Raw genomic sequence first — 19,094 nt, forward strand, 5'->3', positions numbered from 1 at the left:
TGCTTTCCGTGCTGTCGAGATTATCCTGCGCTTTATCCAGGTGATCCTGTGCGCTGTCCGCCTCTTTTTTCGCGTCAGTGGTATCAATGCCTTTGTCTTCCGCTTTCGCTATCAGGTCATCGAGTTTCGCTTTTGCATCTTCGGCGTCCTTCAGGGCGTCTTTGGCTTTTTCCAGCTTGTTTTCCGCGTCGGCGAGGTCTTTTTTTGTCCCCGCTGTCACGCGCTTTTTCCGCGGCTTTTTTCGCATCTTCCGCCAGTTTTTCTGCGGCTTCCGCTAATTTATCAACGGATTCAGCGGTTTTATCCAGCTTATCTTTGACTTCTTTTTTCTGCTCTGCAGTCGGGTTATCCGGCAGGTCGTCGATAGCTTTTCCGGTATCGTCGATTTCGTTATCGATAGTATTTTTCAGTTCATCAATAATATCAGCTGCATTTTTCAGCGCAGTTTCGGCACTATCGAGAGATTTTTGCGCATTGTCAGCATCCTGCTGCGCGTCATGGGTATCAATCCCTTTTCCGGTCGCTTTATTGATCACCGCATCCAGTTTGGCTTTACTGTCTGCCGCATTTTTCAGTGCGGCTTCTGCTTCTGCCAACTTTGCCTGCGCATCCGCTAAATCTGTTTTGTCACCGGTTTTAAGTGCTTTCTCTGCCGCTTTTTTTGCCGCATTCGCTTTTGATTCTGCGTCTTTTGCCAACAGGGCAACATCTTTTGCCGCATTATCCAGTTTGTCTTTTACTGCTTTCTTCTGCGCCTCTGTCGGGTTATCCGGCAGGTCATCGATAGCCGTATCGGTATCATCAATTTTGTTATCTGTTTCTACTTTTTTGAAAAGAGCTGCCAGTTTATCCAGTTGATCCTGCAGATAATCCGTATTTTTATTTAAAATGTCAGTGGCGTTATCCAATACTTTTTGATCAATGCCGATTTTTTTGCCGTACGCTGTTAATTCAGCCAGCTCTTCTTTCAGTTTATCGAGTAATGCCACACCGGTTGATGCCTCTTTGAACATCTCCAGCGTTTTTTCATAACCGGATTTATCGAATTTTTTCAGTAAATTATCGATATCCGTGCTGATTTTTTTAATCAGGCTTTCAGTGTAAGCCGTAACATCACTGACCTGACCTGACTTCTCAATCAATGCCTTTTCCGTGAGTAGTTTTTGCTGCCTTTTATCATCCACAGCCGGCTTTTCATTATCAGATTTTCTACCCGGACCGCTGCCGGAACCGGATGATGCCAGTCCGATACCGCCGCCGAGAAAGGCCGTTCCCACGATAATGGAAAACCACTCTCCTCCGGTCAGACCTGATTCATTTGATTCATTTGGTTCAATAAAATCACTGACTTCATCAGTCACTTTATTGAAAACTAATTCAATGCCATTCGATGTTTCTTCAATATGAGCAATATACTGAGAACCATCAAATTCAAATAAAACGGTATTTTCTTCACCGACAAAAAAATTTACTAACCAGGTATTTTTGTCCATTTTTATCCGTGATAATGAGGTCATCACCTCTTTTTTCTACAGATACCAACGAGTGCGGATCAATTTTCAGCACTACGGATTTATCCATAGAAATATATTCAGACGTTATTTCTCTCATAACAATTCCATTCAGTCAGCGTTATTATTTTCAAGGTATTTTTTTATAAAAAAATAGAGTGTGAAAAAAAGACAAAAAGAAGTCTCCTGGTAAGAGGATAAATTACCAAAATATAGAATTATTATTTTCACGCCATGAATACTACATTACAGAATAAATATTAGTGTTAATAAAACAGAGTGATATTGATATTTAAGACACTTCTCATATCATAAAATGGGAGATTATTTTTTTTTACGTTGAATTTAACCATGCTAAGTCAGGTTATTTATCTTGTAATGAACATAATAGGATTGTCACACGCAAAAAAAAACCATGACTATTTGTTTATTCTGATATTTTTTAATGCGTAATATATTCTCATATCAAATAGTGAGTTTTATTTATTCGCATAATATAGGTGAAATAGTTTTTGTAACTACTTTTACATAGGATGACAACCAACTCATCATACCAGTTAAGACCTAAATTAATTATATTTTAATGACTTACTGACATAGTTGTTTTTTAAATAATCAGCCAATTATAAATAACGCACAAATACACTAGACACTTATATTTTTATCAAAATATATAATGAACATAAAAAGACGTTCATTATATATTCGTTGAATACGGTTATTCAGACCAATTCCACAACTAATCACCTTTCGGTATTGTTTTCAGTCTAAACTTGTTTCGTTCAAAATATCTTCAATTCTGCATTCTGTTGCGGGAAGTTATATGGAATACATACATTCCGGTAAGCATCGAAACGGTAAAAACAACACCTTTTATATTTCCCATACCTGACAATAATATGCCGGGTCCCGGACAAATACCGGCAAGCCCCCAGCCAATCCCGAACAATAATGCGCCGGTCAGGAGAGGTTTATCGATTCGCGTATTGGACGGCAATTGCACCGGCTCACCACAGAACGACGTTTTACGGCGTTTAGCAATAAAAAAAGCCACCATACTGATACTCATTGCAACAGCCATCGTTACGAATAAGGAGGGATCCCAATTTCCGGTGATATCCAGAAAAGCGCGTATTTTTTGCGGATTACCCATTCCGGCGACCAATAATCCCAGACCGAATAATACACCGCTGATTAATGCAAAAATAACCTGCATAAATGCCTCCTTACTTCATTAACCATACCGTCAGAAATGCACTGACCATAAATACCGCGACCGCCGCAAAAGAGCGCTTCGACAGCCTTGCCATGCCGCAGATACCGTGTCCGCTGGTGCAACCACTGCCCAGGCGTGTACCAAATCCGACCAGCAAACCGGCAACAATAAGCAGCGGGTAGTCCGCCGCGATCACCACATCAGGCTGTCCCTGAATCAAAAAATAAGTCCACGGGGAGATAATCAGCCCGGCAATAAAAGCTATCCGCCAGCCGCTGTGCGGTGAGAATACATTGGCGAGAATACCGCTGATTCCTGCAATCCGCCCGTTCAGCAGGAGCAGTGCAGAAACAGCAAGGCCGATAACCAACCCGCCGAGTGCCGCACTTCCCGGTGTAAATACCGCCATATCAATGCTCATCCTGTTTCTCCTCTTTTTTCGGACAATAAAGCTGATATAAGGTATTCAGTAGTACCAGCACTTTTTCATCTGCCACTGAATAATAAATGCGTTTTCCGTCACGGCGGGTGCTGACTAACCCTTCATTACGCAATACGGTCAGTTGCTGCGAAAGTGTCGGCTGACTGATGCCCGCACGCGCTTCCAGTTCACTGACATTGCACTCCCCCTGACTCAACTGGCAAAGCAGCAATAAACGGTCAGGATTTCCCAGGGTTTTCAGTAATGCCGCAACCCCGGCAGCGGCTTCCTGCATATCGGCAAGCTGTGTGGATATCATCCAAATTATTCCTCATTACATTATATATAATTATATTATATTGTTTTTGGATATATTCAATACTCTGATAACGGTTGCAGCTTTTTCCGGGTGTCGCTAAGCTGCATTCATGAAACCAATCCGTGTCCCCACTGCACTGCAACAGGCGTGTATGCAAACGCTGCGCGACTATTTAGCCCGCGCAAATCTTGCGCTGAATGAAACATTTCCCGAACCTGAGCTGAATTACCGCCAGCGCGGTACAACAGCGGGCAGTGCCTGTCTGCAAAAATGGGAGATCCGGCTGAACCCGGTTCTGCTGACTGAAAATGGTGAACAGTTTATTCAGGATGTTATCCCGCACGAATTGGCGCACCTGTTGGTTTACCGTCGTTTCGGGCGGGTGGCACCTCACGGGAAGGCGTGGCAGTGGATGATGAGTACGGTGCTGGGTATGCCCGCAGCAAGAACGCATCAGTTTGATGTGACGTCAGTACGCAGCCGGACATTTACTTACCGCTGCCAATGCAAAACGGCACATGAACTGACTGTCCGCCGCCACAATAAAGTTGTACGCGGGGAGAGCCAATACCTGTGCCGTCATTGTAAAAGTGTGCTTGTTGCTGATACCGCCGGTGTTACACCAGATCCGTCATAACGTGTCTGGCGATTTCAAAATAGATAATCAGCCCGGTGCCGTCAATAAGTGTGGCAATAAATGGCGCGGAAACCACCGCAGGGTCAACTTTCAGGCGCTGAAGCACCATCGGAATGATGGATGAAACCACCGCACTCCAGACAGTAATACAGACCAGTGTCAGACTGACCACTATCATAATTTCCGGACCAACGCCAAGGAACCAGGCGCGGATCATCCCGGCACAGCCCATGGTGAATGCCACCATCAGTGAGGTGGTCAGCTCTTTGCGCAGTACCGCACCGATATTTCTCAGCCCCACTTCACCAAGCGCCATTGCACGCACCAGTGTTGAGGTTATCTGTGTACCACTGTTACCACCGGTACCTATCAGTAACGGAATAAAGAATGCCAGTGAAATAGCCGCTTCCAGTTGATCCTCAAATGCCTTGAGAACCGTCCCCGTGTACGCTTCTGCCACAAACAGCATCAACAGCCAGACTGCACGCTTGCGCCACAGTGTGACCGGACTGGTGCTCAGATACGGCTCATCCAGAGGCTGTGAGCCCCCCTGCAATGCCGCATCCTGCGTATTCTCATCCTCAATCAGTTCCGCGATATCCTGCGGGCGCAGAATACCGGTCAATTTACCGAACTGTACCACCGGCACAGTATCAATCCCGCTGTTGTTAATCAGCTCATACACGTCATGGCGTGTCTGTTCCGGTGAAACGAAGAAGTAATTCTGACGCATCACCTCCGCGACAAACAGCTCTTCCCCGGATGTCAGCAATGCTTTCACCGGCAGAATGCCATTCAGGTAATTATCCTCATCCAATACATATAAATAGGTGGGGATTTGCTCGCCTTCAAGCTCTTCACGCAGAACGTGCTTTACCTGTGCGATAGTGTCAGATACTGCCACGCGGATGTAGGCCTGGCTCATGTAAGCGCTGACGGCGTCTTCATCGGTGTGGGTCTGACGTTCGGTTTGATGTGGCGGATTGACGGATGGCGTGGTCATGACCAGCGTATCCGCTTTTTCGTAGTGAGTTAATTTCATGATGTGTGACCCTAATGTCTGTTATGAACTTCAAACAGCACTCCAATAGGGGCGAAACCAGATGAGAGAATGCGTAGGCTATCTCACGTCTCGGTTTTAGCACTATACAACGTATCCTGCAAAAATAAGCAGGAAGTTACTTCGGGTTATACCTTCATTCGATATAACCTGTCCTAATCTTGGGCGTCTCGCGACGTCGTCAGATCAGCAACCTCTGTTTGTATAGGAGCCTCGCCTAACGAGATACTGCACCTTAAATGCGGTGCGGATTATAACTCCCGTAAATTATATGGCGAGGATTAAACCACTTTCGTTTAGAAAGCATTTAACTAGCGAGTCAGATGCGGGAGCCCAGATCACTGTCAGCATCATCGCCGGAAAGCTGCCGGGTCACTTCTTCACAACGGATAATCTTTCCGTCAGCCAGATGAAAACAGGCAAAAACTTCGAACGCCACCAGCTCACCGGTAATTTTTTCCGCTTTTGCAATATGCTGTGTATGCACGCACTGCTCACCCTGTGCAATAGATTTTATCTCAATAACTATAGACCGGGTGGCCATTTTCAGTGCATTGAGATGAGCAAGAAATCCGGGAAATTCAATGGTCTGACCATTCACAACCTGAACATAATGACGGGAGAAATACGTTTCGACTAATGCTTCATCGCCGATATGTTTACCGAGAACATCAGTCAGTGCGCGGGTGACAAATTCTGCATTGTTCATTATCCAAAATCCTTTTTTGTTGTTATCAACAATATAGAATAGCGACAAACCGGATTTATTGCAGCCTGAAATGAAAAAAAGTGCCGTCAGATGGCACTTTTTTTTCAATAATAAATGATTCGGTCTATACCCAACGTCATTCAAGATGCAGGAAGGCGGCAAGCTCCGATTGCCGGGGAGCATACATAAGTATGTGACCCGGCGGGCTGAGCGAAGCCAACGAACCTGCAGTTTGAATGAATAAGGGTATAATGTGGGATCAGGCTAATTCAACATTCCCCTGTAACTGACAACTGCATGCCAGTACATAGCCCTGCTCAATCTCTGCCGGGGTCAGTGTCATGGTACTTGTTGTGGTATATTCACCACTGCGGATCCGGGTTTTACAACTGCCGCAAACACCGGCACGACATGCCGCCATCACCGATACACTGTTGGCTTCCATTGCTGCAAGCAATGTCATGCCCACCGGTACAGTCACCTGACGCAGCGGAGACTGAATTGTCATTGTGATGGTTTTTTCACCGGTTTCAGCTTCCGGCTCCGGTCCGAAACGTTCCATAAAGAAACAGCCCGGTGCCACATTCAGTGACTGACAAAATGTCTGCACATTTTTCATATACGGCGCGGGGCCGCAGGTCATAACAGTATGTTGTGCAATATCCGGGATCAATGAGAGCAATTTATCTTCTGACAAACGACCTGCCTGTAAATCATCTGCTTCATCACTGTTTTCCACCATCAGGATCAGACGCATACGCTCAGGAAACGCATTCAGTAAATGCTGCCATTCCTGAGCAAAAATCACCTGCTGCTTATCACGCACGTTAAAAATCACCGTGACCTGACTTTCCGGCTGACGATTCAATATCCAGCGGGTCATCGACATCACCGGTGTCACGCCACAGCCCGCCGCCAGCATCAGATAACGGTCTGCCGGACGGGACGCACAGGTAAATTCACCCTGCGCATCAGACAGCCAGAGGAAATCACCCGGCTTCACATCATGTGTCAGCCAGCCGGAACCCTGTCCGTCATCCAGACGGCGGACCGTCAGACTCAGAAACGGGCTGAGTTCCGGTGTGGAAGATAAGGTATAAGCGCGCAGCGTTTCGCCGCTGTTACGGATGCTGACCAGCGCATACTGTCCGGGATTGTACTGATAGAAATCGTTATTGATCAGATTAATAGTCCACACATCCGGGGTTTCCTGCTTCACAGAATGGACCTGCATGCGGTTCGGACATAAAGACGTCGGCATTGTCATCGGGCTCTCCTGACTCCGTAACGGAGAATGCCGCGCGGGCACTCTCCGGTTTATAACAGTTACAACGATTACTCGCCTAAAATAGCGTGTAAGTCGTTTTCAACAGTAGTAATCGGGCGCATACCGAATTTTTCATTCAGTACATTCAGCAGATTTTCAGTCAGGAATGCAGGTGCGGTCGGGCCGGTAAAGATATTTTGCACACCTAATGACAGCAGGGTCAGGAGGATAACAATCGCTTTCTGCTCAAACCAGGATAACACCAGACTCAATGGTAAGTCGTTAACACCGCAACCTAATTTTTCTGCCAGTTTCACTGCCAGCATAATCGCAGAGTACGCATCGTTACACTGACCGACATCAAGCAGACGTGGTAATCCACCTTCCAGGGTGCCGAAATCCAGTTTGTTGAAACGGTATTTACCACAACCCAGGGTTAAAATTACGCAATCCTGCGGAACTTCACGCGCTAAATCAGTGTAGTAGCTACGCTCACCCAGACTGCCGTCACAACCACCGATCAGGAAAACATGACGCAGTTTTTTCGTTGCAACAAGGTCGATAACCGCATCAGTTGCACTCAGCAGTGTTTCACGACCAAAGCCGACGGTGATCAGGTGTTCGATTTCGCTGTACGGGAAACCGTCCATACCTGCAGCCTGTTCGATAATATCGCTGAAATCATCACCAACAAGATGCTTCGCACCCGGCCAGCCGACAATACTGCGGGTCCAGATACGGTTGGTATAATTACCGACATTCGGGTCGATAATACAGTTGGATGTCATCACAACCGGGCCGGGGAATTTAGCAAACTCAGTTTGCTGATTCTGCCAGCCGCTGCCGTAGTTTCCGACTAAATGCTTGTATTTATTCAGTTCAGGGTAACCGTGAGCAGGTAACATTTCACCATGGGTGTAAACGTTGATCCCTTTGCCTTCGGTCTGCTGCAACAGCATATGCAGATCTTTCAGGTCATGACCTGAAATTAAAATTGCTTTACCCGCAACCGGGCGCACATTCACTGTGGTTGGTGACGGGTTACCGTATAACGCGGTTTCACCTGCATCCAGAATTTCCATCACAGCAAAGTTCATCTGACCAATTGCCATTGAATTATTTAATAATTCATTCATATCTGATGGCGTTGTACCCAACCATGCCATCAGTTTATGGTACTGGCTGTAGATATCATTGCTGTATTTGCCCAGCACATGGGCGTGTTCCATATACGCTGCCGCACCTTTCAGTCCGTACAGGCAAAGCATACGCAGACCGTGAATATCATCACCGACTGCCTGTTTATCTTTATTCAGTGCAAATTCTTCAGACTGTTTTACCAGTGTCGCAATATCCGTGCCCTTCAGTTGCAGGTTTGCTAACGGGTGATCCAGAACCATTGCCGGATTTTTTTCCATGCAGAGTTTCATCAGTCTGTCGCGCAGGTAAACCGCTTCCTGTGCATAACCGATAATGCGCTCTGAATCAAAATTGACGTTGGTTAATGTAGAGAAAAAAGCACGCGGCGCAAAGCTGTCTGTGTCGTGATCGATGATACCCGATTCACGTGCAGCAACTGCCCACGCAGAAAGACTTTCCAGCACCGCGACCAGCAGATCCTGTAAGTCTGATGTTTCTGATGTTTTACCACACATGCCCTGGGAATAAGCACAGCCATTACCCACCGGCGTACGCATCGTTTGTTCACATTGCACACAGTACATGCTCTTGCTTCCTTATAAGTTGTATTTTATATGCAACATAAGGATACGCCAATTCAGACCGGAGAAAAGACGTTTTACCGGCAATCACAACTTTGCTTGATCTAAAGCAAATATTAAACATCACAATACATTTAAAAAAACGAATGATTAACATTCTCAATATCTTCCGACGCAATATAACTGCGTAAAATCAGCATTTATGTAACTTTTTGTTAAAAAAAATATTGCATCATAGTAATAGTTCTTATTATCATTACGTTTCTTATTTTCTTACGGAATACTCAGCCATTATGACAGCCCGTCACACACACCACCGCCTTACCCTGCTGGCTTTTTCTCTTTCCTCTGTCTGCTTTGCAGGATCTGCCGGAGCCGAAAATAAAGAAGAGCCGATTGTTGTTGTCGGCAACTGGCTGGATAACGCTGACAACAGTGACATATTGCTCAATCACGGCGGAGCCCGGACCATCAGAAATAAAAAACAGATTGATGAGTCCGGCGCACAAACTATTGCAGATGCACTGCGTGGCATTCCGGGTGTTCAGGTGCGTGACAGTAACGGCACCGGTGGCAGTGACGTTTCACTGAATGTCGGGATCCGCGGGCTTCCCGCACGGCTTTCCCCACGCTCCACCATTCTTCTCGACGGTATTCCGCTGGCAGCCGCTCCCTATGGTCAGCCTCAGCTATCAATGTCCCCGCTCTCTTTAGGGTCAATAAACAGTATAGACGTTATGCGTGGCGCGACCTCAGTCCGCTACGGGCCGCAAAATGTGGGCGGTGTGATTAATTTTGTCACCAAACCCATTCCGGCAACCTTTGGCGGCTCTGCATCGGTTAAAACACAGGGCGCCCGCACCGGCGGGCTGAAAACACTGACAGATGCCTCGGTGGGTGGTTCAAAAGAGGATGGCTCGACAGGCGCACTGCTGCTCTACTCCGGCCTGCACGGTCAGGGATATCGCAAAAATAATGATAATACCGATATCGATGATATTATTCTGAAAACCCGCTATACCCTGAGTGAAACAGATGAATTACTGGCTAATTTTCACTATTACCATGCGCAATCCGGGATGCCCGGCGGGCTGACCGATGCACAATATAAAGCAGATCCCTATCAGTCTGTCCGCTCATTTGACCGCTTTGAGGGTAACCGGCAGGATATGTCCTTCAAATACCGTCATCAGGAAGATGATAAGCAATTTGAATTACTGACCTGGTTCAGCAAAAGCTATCGCGGCAGCTATATTGAGAGTGAAGGAAAAGATAAAAACACCGGAAACAGCCGCCTGATTTCCTACCCGCGTCATTACACTGCGTATGCCATCGAACCGAGCTATTCACAGCTGTTCCGCTTTGATAATCAGTCCCACGAAATTACTTTCGGTTACCGCTATCTGAATGAAACCGCAGATGAAAAAGCGCACCGCAGCAGCTGGTATCCGACCGGATCTCAGAGTTCACGTCCGGATACCGGTGATTATTACCAGCACACGTCCGGCGGAACCGAAGCGCATGCCATCTATATTGATGACACAATCAATGCAGGCAACTGGACGATTATCCCGGGGCTGCGTTATGAAAACATCAATATTCATCTGGATGATGGTTTCCGTAATCAGTATCGCAGCAAAAGCTACAGTGAGCCTCTGCCGGCACTGTCCGTTATCTATCATATCGACTCTCAGTGGAAAATTTTTGCAAATACCGGAAGCTCTTTCGGCAGTCTGCAATACTTCCAGCTCAATACCGGCGGTGCAGGTAATGATCCGGCAAACGGACTGAGTGCGGAAAAAGCGCATAACTATGAAGTCGGTACCCGGTTTGATAACGGATTGCTTTCTGCTGAAGCAACAGTTTTCTATATCGATTTTAATGATCAGCTACAATATATCGAAAACTCCACCGGCTGGACAAATCTTGGTGCCACAACACATCAGGGTATTGAGCTCGCTGTAAATTATGATTTGAGTGAGATTGCCCCGGTGCTCGACGGCACCAGTATTTACAGTACTTACACCTACACCAAAGCCGTCAGTAAACGTGGTAATTTTGCTGATAAAGACCTGCCATTCTACTCCCGCCAGGTCTTTACCGCCGGAACCCGTTATGAAACCGGCAACTGGGTCTGGAATCTCAATACTTACGCACAATCAAAGCAGCAATCACCGGGAACCGGGAAAGACTATATCACCGAAGGCAGTGCTGACGGGCGTTACGGGATAATCCCGGGGTATATGATGTGGGATGCGCGCGGAGAATATCATTTCGGTCCGCAATGGTCAGATCTGACATTGTCCGCCGGGGTAAAAAACCTGTTCGACCAGGCTAATTTCACCCGGTCCACTGATAATAATTACGGTATTTATGCCGGACAACCACGCACCTTCTTTGCTCAGGCATCCGTAACCTTTTAAAAAATAAGTGTTTAATATGAAAAATCACTATACCCACGCGGCCGGACGTTTTCCGGCTCGTCTTCTGACCGCTTGCATGACAACACTGCTGATGCTGCTGTCATTCAGTGCGACCGCACAGCCGGTAACTGTTACCGATATCGCCGGGCGTACCGTTACTGTTAATGCACCTGTCTCCCGCGTTATGCTGGCTGACAGCCGGGTACTGGTTGCACTGAATATTCTGCACCCGGCAGAACCACTCAAAGGCATTGTTGCGTGGGATGATGCGCTGACTAAAAAAGCGCCGGACCTGCGTATTGCCTATGAAAAAGCCTTTCCGCAACTTGCTGATATTCCGGTATTTCCAAACCCGTACACAACAGATTTCAGTGTCGAAAATGCACTGACACATCAGCCGGATCTGGTTATTTTTGATACCGGATTACACAGTAAAGTAACTGAAAGCGGCACATTGGATCTGCTGGAAAAAAGCGGTATTCCGGTTATATTTGTCGATTTTCGTCAATCTCCTCTGAAAAACACCCAACAGAGCATGACACTGCTGGGACAGGTGTTCGGGCAGGAAAAACAAGCAGAAGCCTTTAATGACTTTTACCGTCAGCGCCTGGCGCTTATCCGCTCACGCGTCGCACAAATCCCCGCAGATAAACAACCAACCGTCTTTATTGAACGGGCTGCGGGTCTTGCCGGGGAAAACAGTTGCTGTAAAACATTCGGCAACGGCAATTTCGGGGAGTTTGTTACTGCCGCAGGCGGTCATAACCTGGGGGCGGACTGGTTTAAAAACACAATGGGCGGTGAAGTCAGCGAAGAACAAATCATTGCTGCTGATCCGCAATTTTATCTGATGACGGTTGCAGACTGGCAAAGCACCCGCAAAGGCAGCGCTTCAGTCCCGCTCGGCTATACCGGCTCTGCCACCCGGGCGGTTCCGGCTCTGTCAAACCTGATGGCGCGCCCGAAACTGCAACACCTGAGTGCTTACCGGGAAAAACGCGTATTGGCGCTGTATCAGCAATACTATGATACCCCGTTCAATATTATTGCTGTTGAGGCGATAGCGACCTTCCTGCATCCGGAAACTTTCCGGGATTTAGATCCGCAGGCAGACAGCCTGATGTTACATAAAACCTTTACGGCACTGGATGGCAGCGGGTTGTTCTGGCTCACTCCTGAGACAAATTAATTTTATTACATCAGCGAGTGCAGCCGCGCCTTACCATCAATGACGCGGCTGCACTCAGCTAAAGATCCGCCCCGCAGACTGACTACTTTTTATCAACTAACTGATTTGTTATATCCTTACTGTCCGCAGCACTGCCCGTAATACTGTCTGTAATACTGTCCGCATTAATATCACGGATATGATCCCGCGTCAGGCGGTACACCACAGGGCTGAGTAACATCAGTGCAATCAGGTTAGGAATAGCCATCATCGCATTCAGCGTGTCCGCCAGCAGCCAGACAAAATCGAGAGACTGGGTGGCTCCAACCGGTAACGCAATAATCCATAACACACGGAATACCTTGATCGCTTTCAGACCAAAAAGATACTGAACACATTTCTCACCATAAAAACTCCAGCCAAGGATAGTGGTGAATGCAAAAATGGTCAGCGCAACCGCCACAATATAATTACCGCCGGGGATAGCGGCTTTAAAGGATGATGCGGTCATTGTTGCACCGGTTTCGTTGGTTAACCAACCGCCCATAATCACAATCGTCAGTCCGGTAACGGAACAGACAATAATGGTATCAATAAAGGTTCCCAGCATGGCGATCAACCCCTGGCGGATAGGGTTTTGTGTTTTTGCCGCAGCATGGGCAATCGGCGCACTGCCCAGACCCGCTTCATTAGAGAACACGCCGCGCGCCACACCAAAACGAATAGCCGCCCAAACTGCTGCACCGGCAAAACCGCCCTGTGCTGCCACCGGGGTAAATGCAGAGGTAACAATCAGTGAGAATGCCGCCGGAATTTCACTGGCATTCAGCGCCAGCACCACTAAACCCGCGCCGAAATAGCCGACTGTCATAAAGGGCACAAGTTTGCCCGCAACATCAGAAATACGGCGGATCCCGCCAATCAGTACCGCTCCGACCAGCACCACCAGCACGACACTGGTTATCCATTTATCCACCCCGAAGTTGCTTTCCAGCACATCAGCCACTGAGTTTGCCTGAACCGTATTTCCGATACCAAAACTCGCGCAGGCACCAAAGAAAGCAAACAGTGTACCCAGCCAAATCCATTTCGGACCTAAACCATTTTTGATGTAATACATCGGGCCGCCAACGTATTGCCCGTATTTATCCACTTCACGAAAGCGGACTGCCAGTACCGCTTCTGAATATTTTGTTGCCATGCCGACCAGTGCCGTCATCCACATCCAGAACAGTGCGCCCGGCCCGCCCATCACGACCGCCGTTGCCACACCCGCAATATTACCTGTTCCGATAGTTGCGGACAGCGCGGTCATCAGTGCATTGAACGGCGAGATCTGCCCTTCCCCGCGCGATTCATTACGCTGAAACAGTAATTTAAACCCGGTACCCAGTTTACGGATCGGCAAAAAGCTGAGCCGTATCTGCATAAACAACCCCACGCCCAGTATCCCCACCAGCATTGGTACGCCCCACACAATGCCGTTTAACGTCCCCAGCCACTCTGTAATTAAGTCCATTCATTCCCCCTGACCGGCTCTGTTATTTTTTCATTTCACGCATCACAAATGAGTAACATTTATTTATCATTTACTAATAAAGCCGAAAAATGCGTAAACTGCGAGTAAAAAACAGCCAAAACCGTATCGGATGTTTGATAGTGTGAGAGGAGTCACTCGTCGTAATAGGAACTAAAATGGTGCGTTATTTTTTCAGGTGATGAACAAACAGAGCTGATGCAGGATGATTTATGGTACGGGGAAAGAGCAGAACAGCGTGCTGCCGGAAAGCCGGCAACACAGCGTGAAGATCTGATTATTTACGGGTGATCAGGCTTTTTTACGGGCAATCAGAGTGGCAAAATTCAGGCGGATCCGGTTACCTGCGGCATCAGTGCGGTGCAGATGACCCGGGTTTTCATTGTATTTCAGTATTTCCCAGTCTGCATAGGCAGCAGAGAGCTCACCCGGCTTCAGGAAACAATCAAACGGCAGTTCGTCGTACGGCATATTATCTGTCTCTACCGGACAAACAATCAGGTTATAACCACCGGGGCGGGTATGTGCCTGCATATCGGCGATGATCGCTGCAATATTTTCTCTTTTCAGGAACATCAGTACCACTGTGGAGATAATGATGTCGTAATCATCCTGCAAAGTATGCTGATTGATATCATACACAGCAGTGTGGATATTGCTTATCCCACTGGCGGATTTTACATCTTCAATCGCCTGAATATGCTGCGGATTAATATCCGTGGCAGTCACATCATAGCCGAGTTGTGCGAGAAAAAAGCTGTTGCGCCCGCGACCGGAACCTAAATCCAGGGTTTTGCCGGGTTTGGTCATTGTCACCAGTTCGCGGACTTCAGAGTGCGGACGGGTCAGACCATGGATTTTGTAAAATTCATCTTCCGGTTTACAGTGAAAGGCGAGCTGACAGGAAATATCATCACTGACAGACTCAATTTTATGCCACACCTGCGGATCAAGGCGCGGCGGCTGATGTTCAGTATCAAAGTGGTAGCGGGTCTCTTCACCATTTTCACCGAAAATAACAAAATCCATTTCTCCGGCCAGCACGGATAATTGTGCCCATGTGCCTTCCGCCGTATTATGCCTTTCCGTAAATGCCATCGGGATAGTGGTTTTTTGCCAGACCGGCAGAGTTTTATAACAGACCAGATTTTCCATTTTACGCCTCACCTTAAAGATGTATTTTAAATGCATCTTATACGCTTTCCGGTGAGGCGTAAATGTCTTTTATTTCTTCTGAGCAATCACTTTATTAATCCCTTCAAAAACGAAAGGTTTAGTTTCAACAAAGTCATTCGCCACGTCACCGGAGTAAATATTTTGTTGCTCAGCACCTAAATCCAGTTTCTTCACTTTGCCACTTTCTTTGCTGAAATCGACTTTCTTCAGGTCAACCCAGAAGATATTAGGGGTCAGTGCGGATTCAAAGAAATAAATCTGACGTTTGTGATCCACCACCGTGCGCCAGCGGGTAGAAGAGATATTCGGCTCTTCTTCCGTATTCAGTCCGAACGGCACAGAGACATTGCGGATCACACTGAAAACAGATGCCACCGCTTTATTCGGTGTGGTTGATTTAGGAATAGCATTGATATAAAAAGAGCCGCGCGCAAAACGATCAGCAGAACGATTAGTGCCCGGCAGCATAACCGTGCCGTTAATCTGCTGCCAGTAACTGTCCAGCGCCAGTTGCTCACTGAATACCGGGGAGTTGGTCATCACCTGATATTTCTTGTTGTGATGAATAACCTGTTTGCCATCAATGTATTCAATAATTGCACTGTCACCGGATGCATCTGACAGAGACAAATGCAGTGTAGCCAGACGATCTTCGCCCGGCACTTTGTCCGTAATCACTGAGAACGGCTCTTTTTCCAGTGCCGCAACGGCCTCTTCCACTGTTGCATAATTATCCAGCACATACTGCGCCCACGCAGAAATACTCAGGGTCTGTTTATCATTTTCCGGCGTCGGATACACCGATTCCACCAGCCAGAGCAGGTTTGCGACTAACCCTTTTTCGTTAATCCCGTCGGTGGTGGCAACATCATACCCGGAGGCGGTCACACTGCCGTATTTAGACACCCATTTAACCGAGTTTGGTCCGGCGGCACCATCACGCACCATGCCCCGCGGGAAAATCCATAAATTCGTGCCGACATCACTTTTCCAATCCATCGACCGTGCCGTGATCACCTGCGAATCATCCCCGAGATACACCAGGCGTGTGCAGGCAGAGGCTATCTGTGCTGCCAGTAATGTGGCCGACGCAATTGCACCGGCAAGCATAAATTGTTTAAATCTCATGGAAAAATCCTCTTCATTGCGTCCGGCAACCGGCACATTACCGGTTACGCATCCTTGTTACTGTAACGGTTATCAGGACTTAGCGGTAAAGGGTGGTTTGGCAAACCAGACCAGCACAATCAGACCGATAAACACCCCGCCTGAAAGCCAGAAAATTTCATTCGCACTGATAATTAATCCCTGCGCAGTTATCTCTTTTGCGAGGTACGCCGATGTTTGTATCTGCGACATACCGTGCTGCGCCATTTCCTGATACATCTGTACCGATTCCGGATTATACTCTGTGATCGACTCAGTTAACTGAGAATGATGTAACGATTCGCGTCTGCTCCACAATGTTGTGGTGATCGAGGTCCCTATCGAGCCTGCCAATGTCCGGAAAAAGTTTGCCAGCGCGGAAGCGGAAGCCAGTTTTTCCGGCGGCAACCCCGAAAGAGTGATGGTTGTCAGTGGCATAAAGAAACAGGCAACCGCAAATCCCTGCACCAGTTGCGGCCAGACAGACGCATAAAAATCCATCTGTGGCTCAAATGTGTATGCCCGCCAGTAGAAACAGATGGCATATATCACGAAACTAAAGGTTACAATCCAGCGCAGATCCACCACATTGGATATTTTGCCGACAAATGCCGAGATCAATATCGGCACCAGCCCGATAGGCGCCAGTGCCAGCCCCGCCCACTCCGCCGTATAGCCGTAGACCTCCTGCAACAACTGCGGCAGCAGAACAATTGCGCCGAAATAAACCATATACGCCAGACTGACCGAGAGCGTCCCGACCGTAAAATTTCGCGATTTAAACAGGGACAATTCCACAATCGGGTTTTTATCTGTCAGCTCCCAGATAACCAGGAACACAAGCGCAACCGCCGCAATAACCGCCAGCGCAACAATTTCATCGGATTCCAGCCAGCCGAGATCTTTTCCTTTATCCAGCAGAATTTGCAGACACCCGATACCGACTATCAGCAATGATAATCCAATCACATTGAGCGGTACTTTCGTGGTTTTCGACTCCATGCCGCGCAGCAGCATCAGACTGACAATCACCACCGATATCCCGATAGGGATGTTGATAAAGAAAATCCAGCCCCAGTGAAAGTTATCACTGATATAACCGCCCATAATCGGCCCGCACACAGGCGCCAGAATGATGGTCATCGACCACAACGCCAGTGCAGTATTGCGTTTCGCGGGAGGATAGCTTTTCAGCAGCAGGCTTTGTGACAGCGGAATAATAGGTCCTGCAACGCCGCCTTGTAATACGCGGAAAAAAATCAGCATTCCGAGACTATCAGATAACCCGCACAGCAGAGATGCCAGGGTAAACAGCCCGACAGACCAGATAAACACGCGGACTTCACCGAAACGTTTGGCCAGAAACCCGGTGATAGCAATAGAAATGGCATTCGATACCCCGAACGAGGTAATAACCCAGGTTCCCTGCGAGACAGACGCCCCGAGATTGCCCGAGATAGTCGGAATAGCCACGTTGGCAATGGTGGAGTCCAGCACCTGCATAAAGGTCGCCATCGCCAGTGCGATGGTCGCCCAGACCAGTCTTTTTCCGGTTAACGGTTGATTATCCACAATAAACCCCCGTACAACTTAACTGGCATTGTCTGTAATGATTTGTGCAATCACAACATTCACCGGCGCAAGATCCGGAATAAGCACATCACTTTTAAATGCCGGAGTATCACGCTGCACATTCGCCAGAACCTGACCATCCGTATTTTTTGTTTCGATAGTGACATTCATGGACAACCCGATACGCAGCGGATATTTTGCAATCTGCTGAGGATCTAATTCCACCCTGACCGGCAGACGCTGCACCACCTTAATCCAGTTACCGGTCGCGTTTTGCGCCGGAAGCAGTGAAAATGCGCTGCCGGTACCCATATCCAGACCGGCGACCGTGCCGTTAAATATCACTTTGCTGCCATAAAAATCACTGGTGATCGTGACCGGTTGCCCGATCCGCACATCACTGAGCTGCGTTTCTTTAAAGTTAGCATCAATCCACACCGGCTCTGCCGGGACAATTGCCATCAGTGACGCATTCGGACTGACCTGTGCGCCGACCTGGACATTGCGCCGTGACACATATCCGGTAAACGGACTGCGGATTTGTGTACGCTGAAGGGTTATCCAGGCATCGCGGACTTTATCTGCCGCCTGTAATATCGCGGGTTGATCCGCCAATGCGGTTGTTTTCAGCAAGGCTTTCGTGGCATTAAATTGCTGCACCGATGCATTCAGGGACGCCTGTGCTTCTTCCACGGCTTCGCGTGAGTGCTGCAAATCCTCTTTGGAAATAGTCCCCCGCTGCCCCAGCACACTTCTGCGCGCATAATCACTTTTTGCCTGATTAAGCAGCACGTTTTTCTGTGCAATCACGGCACTGAGCTGGTCACGGTTATAATAAAGCTCCTGTGTCTGGCGCACTGTTGCCGCGAGATCATGGCGCGCCTGTGCATAAGCCAGTTCAGCATTGGTTTTATCCAGCACCACCAGTACATCCCCGGCGCGTACCAGATCGGTATTCTCAAAATTTACCTGCGTCACATTACCGGTCGTTTGCGCCACAACCGGCACCTGAAGCCCGACCACATAAGCATCATCGGTATATTCCTGATAGCGCAGAACCAGAAACCAATAAATCAGATACCCCGCCAGTAATAAAATAAACAGCAGAGTGGTACCGAGAAGCCAGGCTTTTCGTTTTGCAGGATGACTCGAAGATGTGTGTTTATCGGAAGGTTGGGCGGCAGAAGACTGCGTTGACGTGTTGTCCATCA

17 protein-coding genes and 1 riboswitch are annotated in these 19,094 nt (G+C 47.9%); of the genes, 3 read left to right on the forward strand and 14 right to left on the reverse strand.

What is annotated here, in order from left to right; genetic code table 11:
- The 5 genes from AYY16_RS20215 to AYY16_RS08415 all read right to left on the reverse strand — a co-directional run.
- A partial coding sequence (locus AYY16_RS20215; protein ID WP_412778956.1) for a hypothetical protein occupies positions 1–220 on the reverse strand: 220 nt, incomplete at its 3' end.
- Positions 117–1,493 carry a hypothetical protein gene (locus AYY16_RS08400; protein WP_067364995.1) on the reverse strand — a complete coding sequence of 459 codons (1,377 nt, stop codon included), beginning with the start codon at positions 1,491–1,493 and terminating at the stop codon, positions 117–119. The genes AYY16_RS08400 and AYY16_RS20215, both read right to left, overlap by 104 nt.
- Before the next feature lie 811 nt (positions 1,494–2,304).
- Complete coding sequence (locus AYY16_RS08405) at positions 2,305–2,727, reverse strand: YeeE/YedE family protein (protein WP_067364998.1); 423 nt, start codon at positions 2,725–2,727, stop codon at positions 2,305–2,307.
- Positions 2,728–2,737: 10 nt separating this feature from the next.
- Positions 2,738–3,148 carry a YeeE/YedE family protein gene (locus AYY16_RS08410; RefSeq protein ID WP_067365001.1) on the reverse strand — a complete coding sequence of 137 codons (411 nt, stop codon included), beginning with the start codon at positions 3,146–3,148 and terminating at the stop codon, positions 2,738–2,740.
- Positions 3,138–3,467 (reverse strand): ArsR/SmtB family transcription factor, encoded by a 330-nt coding sequence (locus tag AYY16_RS08415; protein ID WP_067365003.1) that lies wholly within the window; start codon positions 3,465–3,467, stop codon positions 3,138–3,140. The genes AYY16_RS08410 and AYY16_RS08415 overlap by 11 nt, the downstream gene beginning before the upstream one ends.
- A gap of 109 nt (positions 3,468–3,576) precedes the next feature.
- Here AYY16_RS08415 and AYY16_RS08420 point away from each other — a divergent pair, with 109 nt between their 5' ends.
- The gene (locus AYY16_RS08420; protein WP_067365006.1) at positions 3,577–4,104 is read left to right on the forward strand and encodes a SprT family zinc-dependent metalloprotease; all 528 of its coding nucleotides are present in this window, start codon (positions 3,577–3,579) and stop codon (positions 4,102–4,104) included.
- Here the strand turns inward: AYY16_RS08420 and AYY16_RS08425 are convergent.
- The 4 genes from AYY16_RS08425 to hcp all read right to left on the reverse strand — a co-directional run bounded on the left by AYY16_RS08425 (position 4,085) and on the right by hcp (position 8,864).
- Entirely contained in the window at positions 4,085–5,107 is a 1,023-nt protein-coding gene (locus AYY16_RS08425) for a magnesium transporter (RefSeq protein WP_223861204.1), read from the reverse strand. The two genes, AYY16_RS08420 and AYY16_RS08425, sit on opposite strands and share 20 nt — an antisense overlap.
- 114 nt (positions 5,108–5,221) lie before the next feature.
- Positions 5,222–5,396, reverse strand: a riboswitch (M-box (ykoK) riboswitch).
- Positions 5,397–5,483: 87 nt separating this feature from the next.
- Positions 5,484–5,873, reverse strand: a complete 390-nt coding sequence (locus tag AYY16_RS08430) for a hypothetical protein (protein ID WP_067365012.1) — start codon at positions 5,871–5,873, stop codon at positions 5,484–5,486.
- Positions 5,874–6,132: 259 nt separating this feature from the next.
- Positions 6,133–7,140, reverse strand: a complete 1,008-nt coding sequence (gene hcr, locus AYY16_RS08435) for an NADH oxidoreductase (protein WP_067365015.1) — start codon at positions 7,138–7,140, stop codon at positions 6,133–6,135.
- Positions 7,141–7,208: 68 nt separating this feature from the next.
- Complete coding sequence (hcp, locus tag AYY16_RS08440; protein ID WP_067365019.1) at positions 7,209–8,864, reverse strand: hydroxylamine reductase; 1,656 nt, start codon at positions 8,862–8,864, stop codon at positions 7,209–7,211.
- Positions 8,865–9,154: 290 nt separating this feature from the next.
- Here hcp and AYY16_RS08445 point away from each other — a divergent pair, with 290 nt between their 5' ends.
- Positions 9,155–11,284, forward strand: a complete 2,130-nt coding sequence (locus AYY16_RS08445; RefSeq protein WP_067365022.1) for a TonB-dependent receptor family protein — start codon at positions 9,155–9,157, stop codon at positions 11,282–11,284.
- 16 nt (positions 11,285–11,300) lie between these two features.
- A complete protein-coding gene (locus tag AYY16_RS08450; protein ID WP_067365025.1) occupies positions 11,301–12,473 on the forward strand; it encodes an ABC transporter substrate-binding protein in 1,173 nt (390 codons plus the stop codon).
- 82 nt (positions 12,474–12,555) lie between these two features.
- On the opposite strand, the gene AYY16_RS08455 is transcribed toward AYY16_RS08450, so the two are convergent.
- The 5 genes from AYY16_RS08455 to AYY16_RS08475 form a co-directional block, all read right to left on the reverse strand.
- A complete protein-coding gene (locus AYY16_RS08455; protein ID WP_067365028.1) occupies positions 12,556–13,971 on the reverse strand; it encodes an alanine/glycine:cation symporter family protein in 1,416 nt (471 codons plus the stop codon).
- Between the two features lie 309 nt (positions 13,972–14,280).
- Complete coding sequence (gene tehB, locus AYY16_RS08460; RefSeq protein ID WP_067365031.1) at positions 14,281–15,144, reverse strand: SAM-dependent methyltransferase TehB; 864 nt, start codon at positions 15,142–15,144, stop codon at positions 14,281–14,283.
- A 69-nt stretch (positions 15,145–15,213) separates the two neighbouring features.
- Positions 15,214–16,293 carry a linear amide C-N hydrolase gene (locus AYY16_RS08465; protein ID WP_067365161.1) on the reverse strand — a complete coding sequence of 360 codons (1,080 nt, stop codon included), beginning with the start codon at positions 16,291–16,293 and terminating at the stop codon, positions 15,214–15,216.
- Positions 16,294–16,365: 72 nt separating this feature from the next.
- On the reverse strand, positions 16,366–17,886 hold the full coding sequence (locus AYY16_RS08470; RefSeq protein ID WP_067365034.1) for a DHA2 family efflux MFS transporter permease subunit: 1,521 nt from the start codon (positions 17,884–17,886) through the stop codon (positions 16,366–16,368).
- Positions 17,887–17,901: 15 nt separating this feature from the next.
- A complete protein-coding gene (locus AYY16_RS08475) occupies positions 17,902–19,092 on the reverse strand; it encodes an EmrA/EmrK family multidrug efflux transporter periplasmic adaptor subunit (protein WP_067365038.1) in 1,191 nt (396 codons plus the stop codon).
- Positions 19,093–19,094: the final 2 nt, after the last annotated feature.

Source organism: Morganella psychrotolerans (genome assembly GCF_001676155.1).
Classification (GTDB): domain Bacteria; phylum Pseudomonadota; class Gammaproteobacteria; order Enterobacterales; family Enterobacteriaceae; genus Morganella; species Morganella psychrotolerans.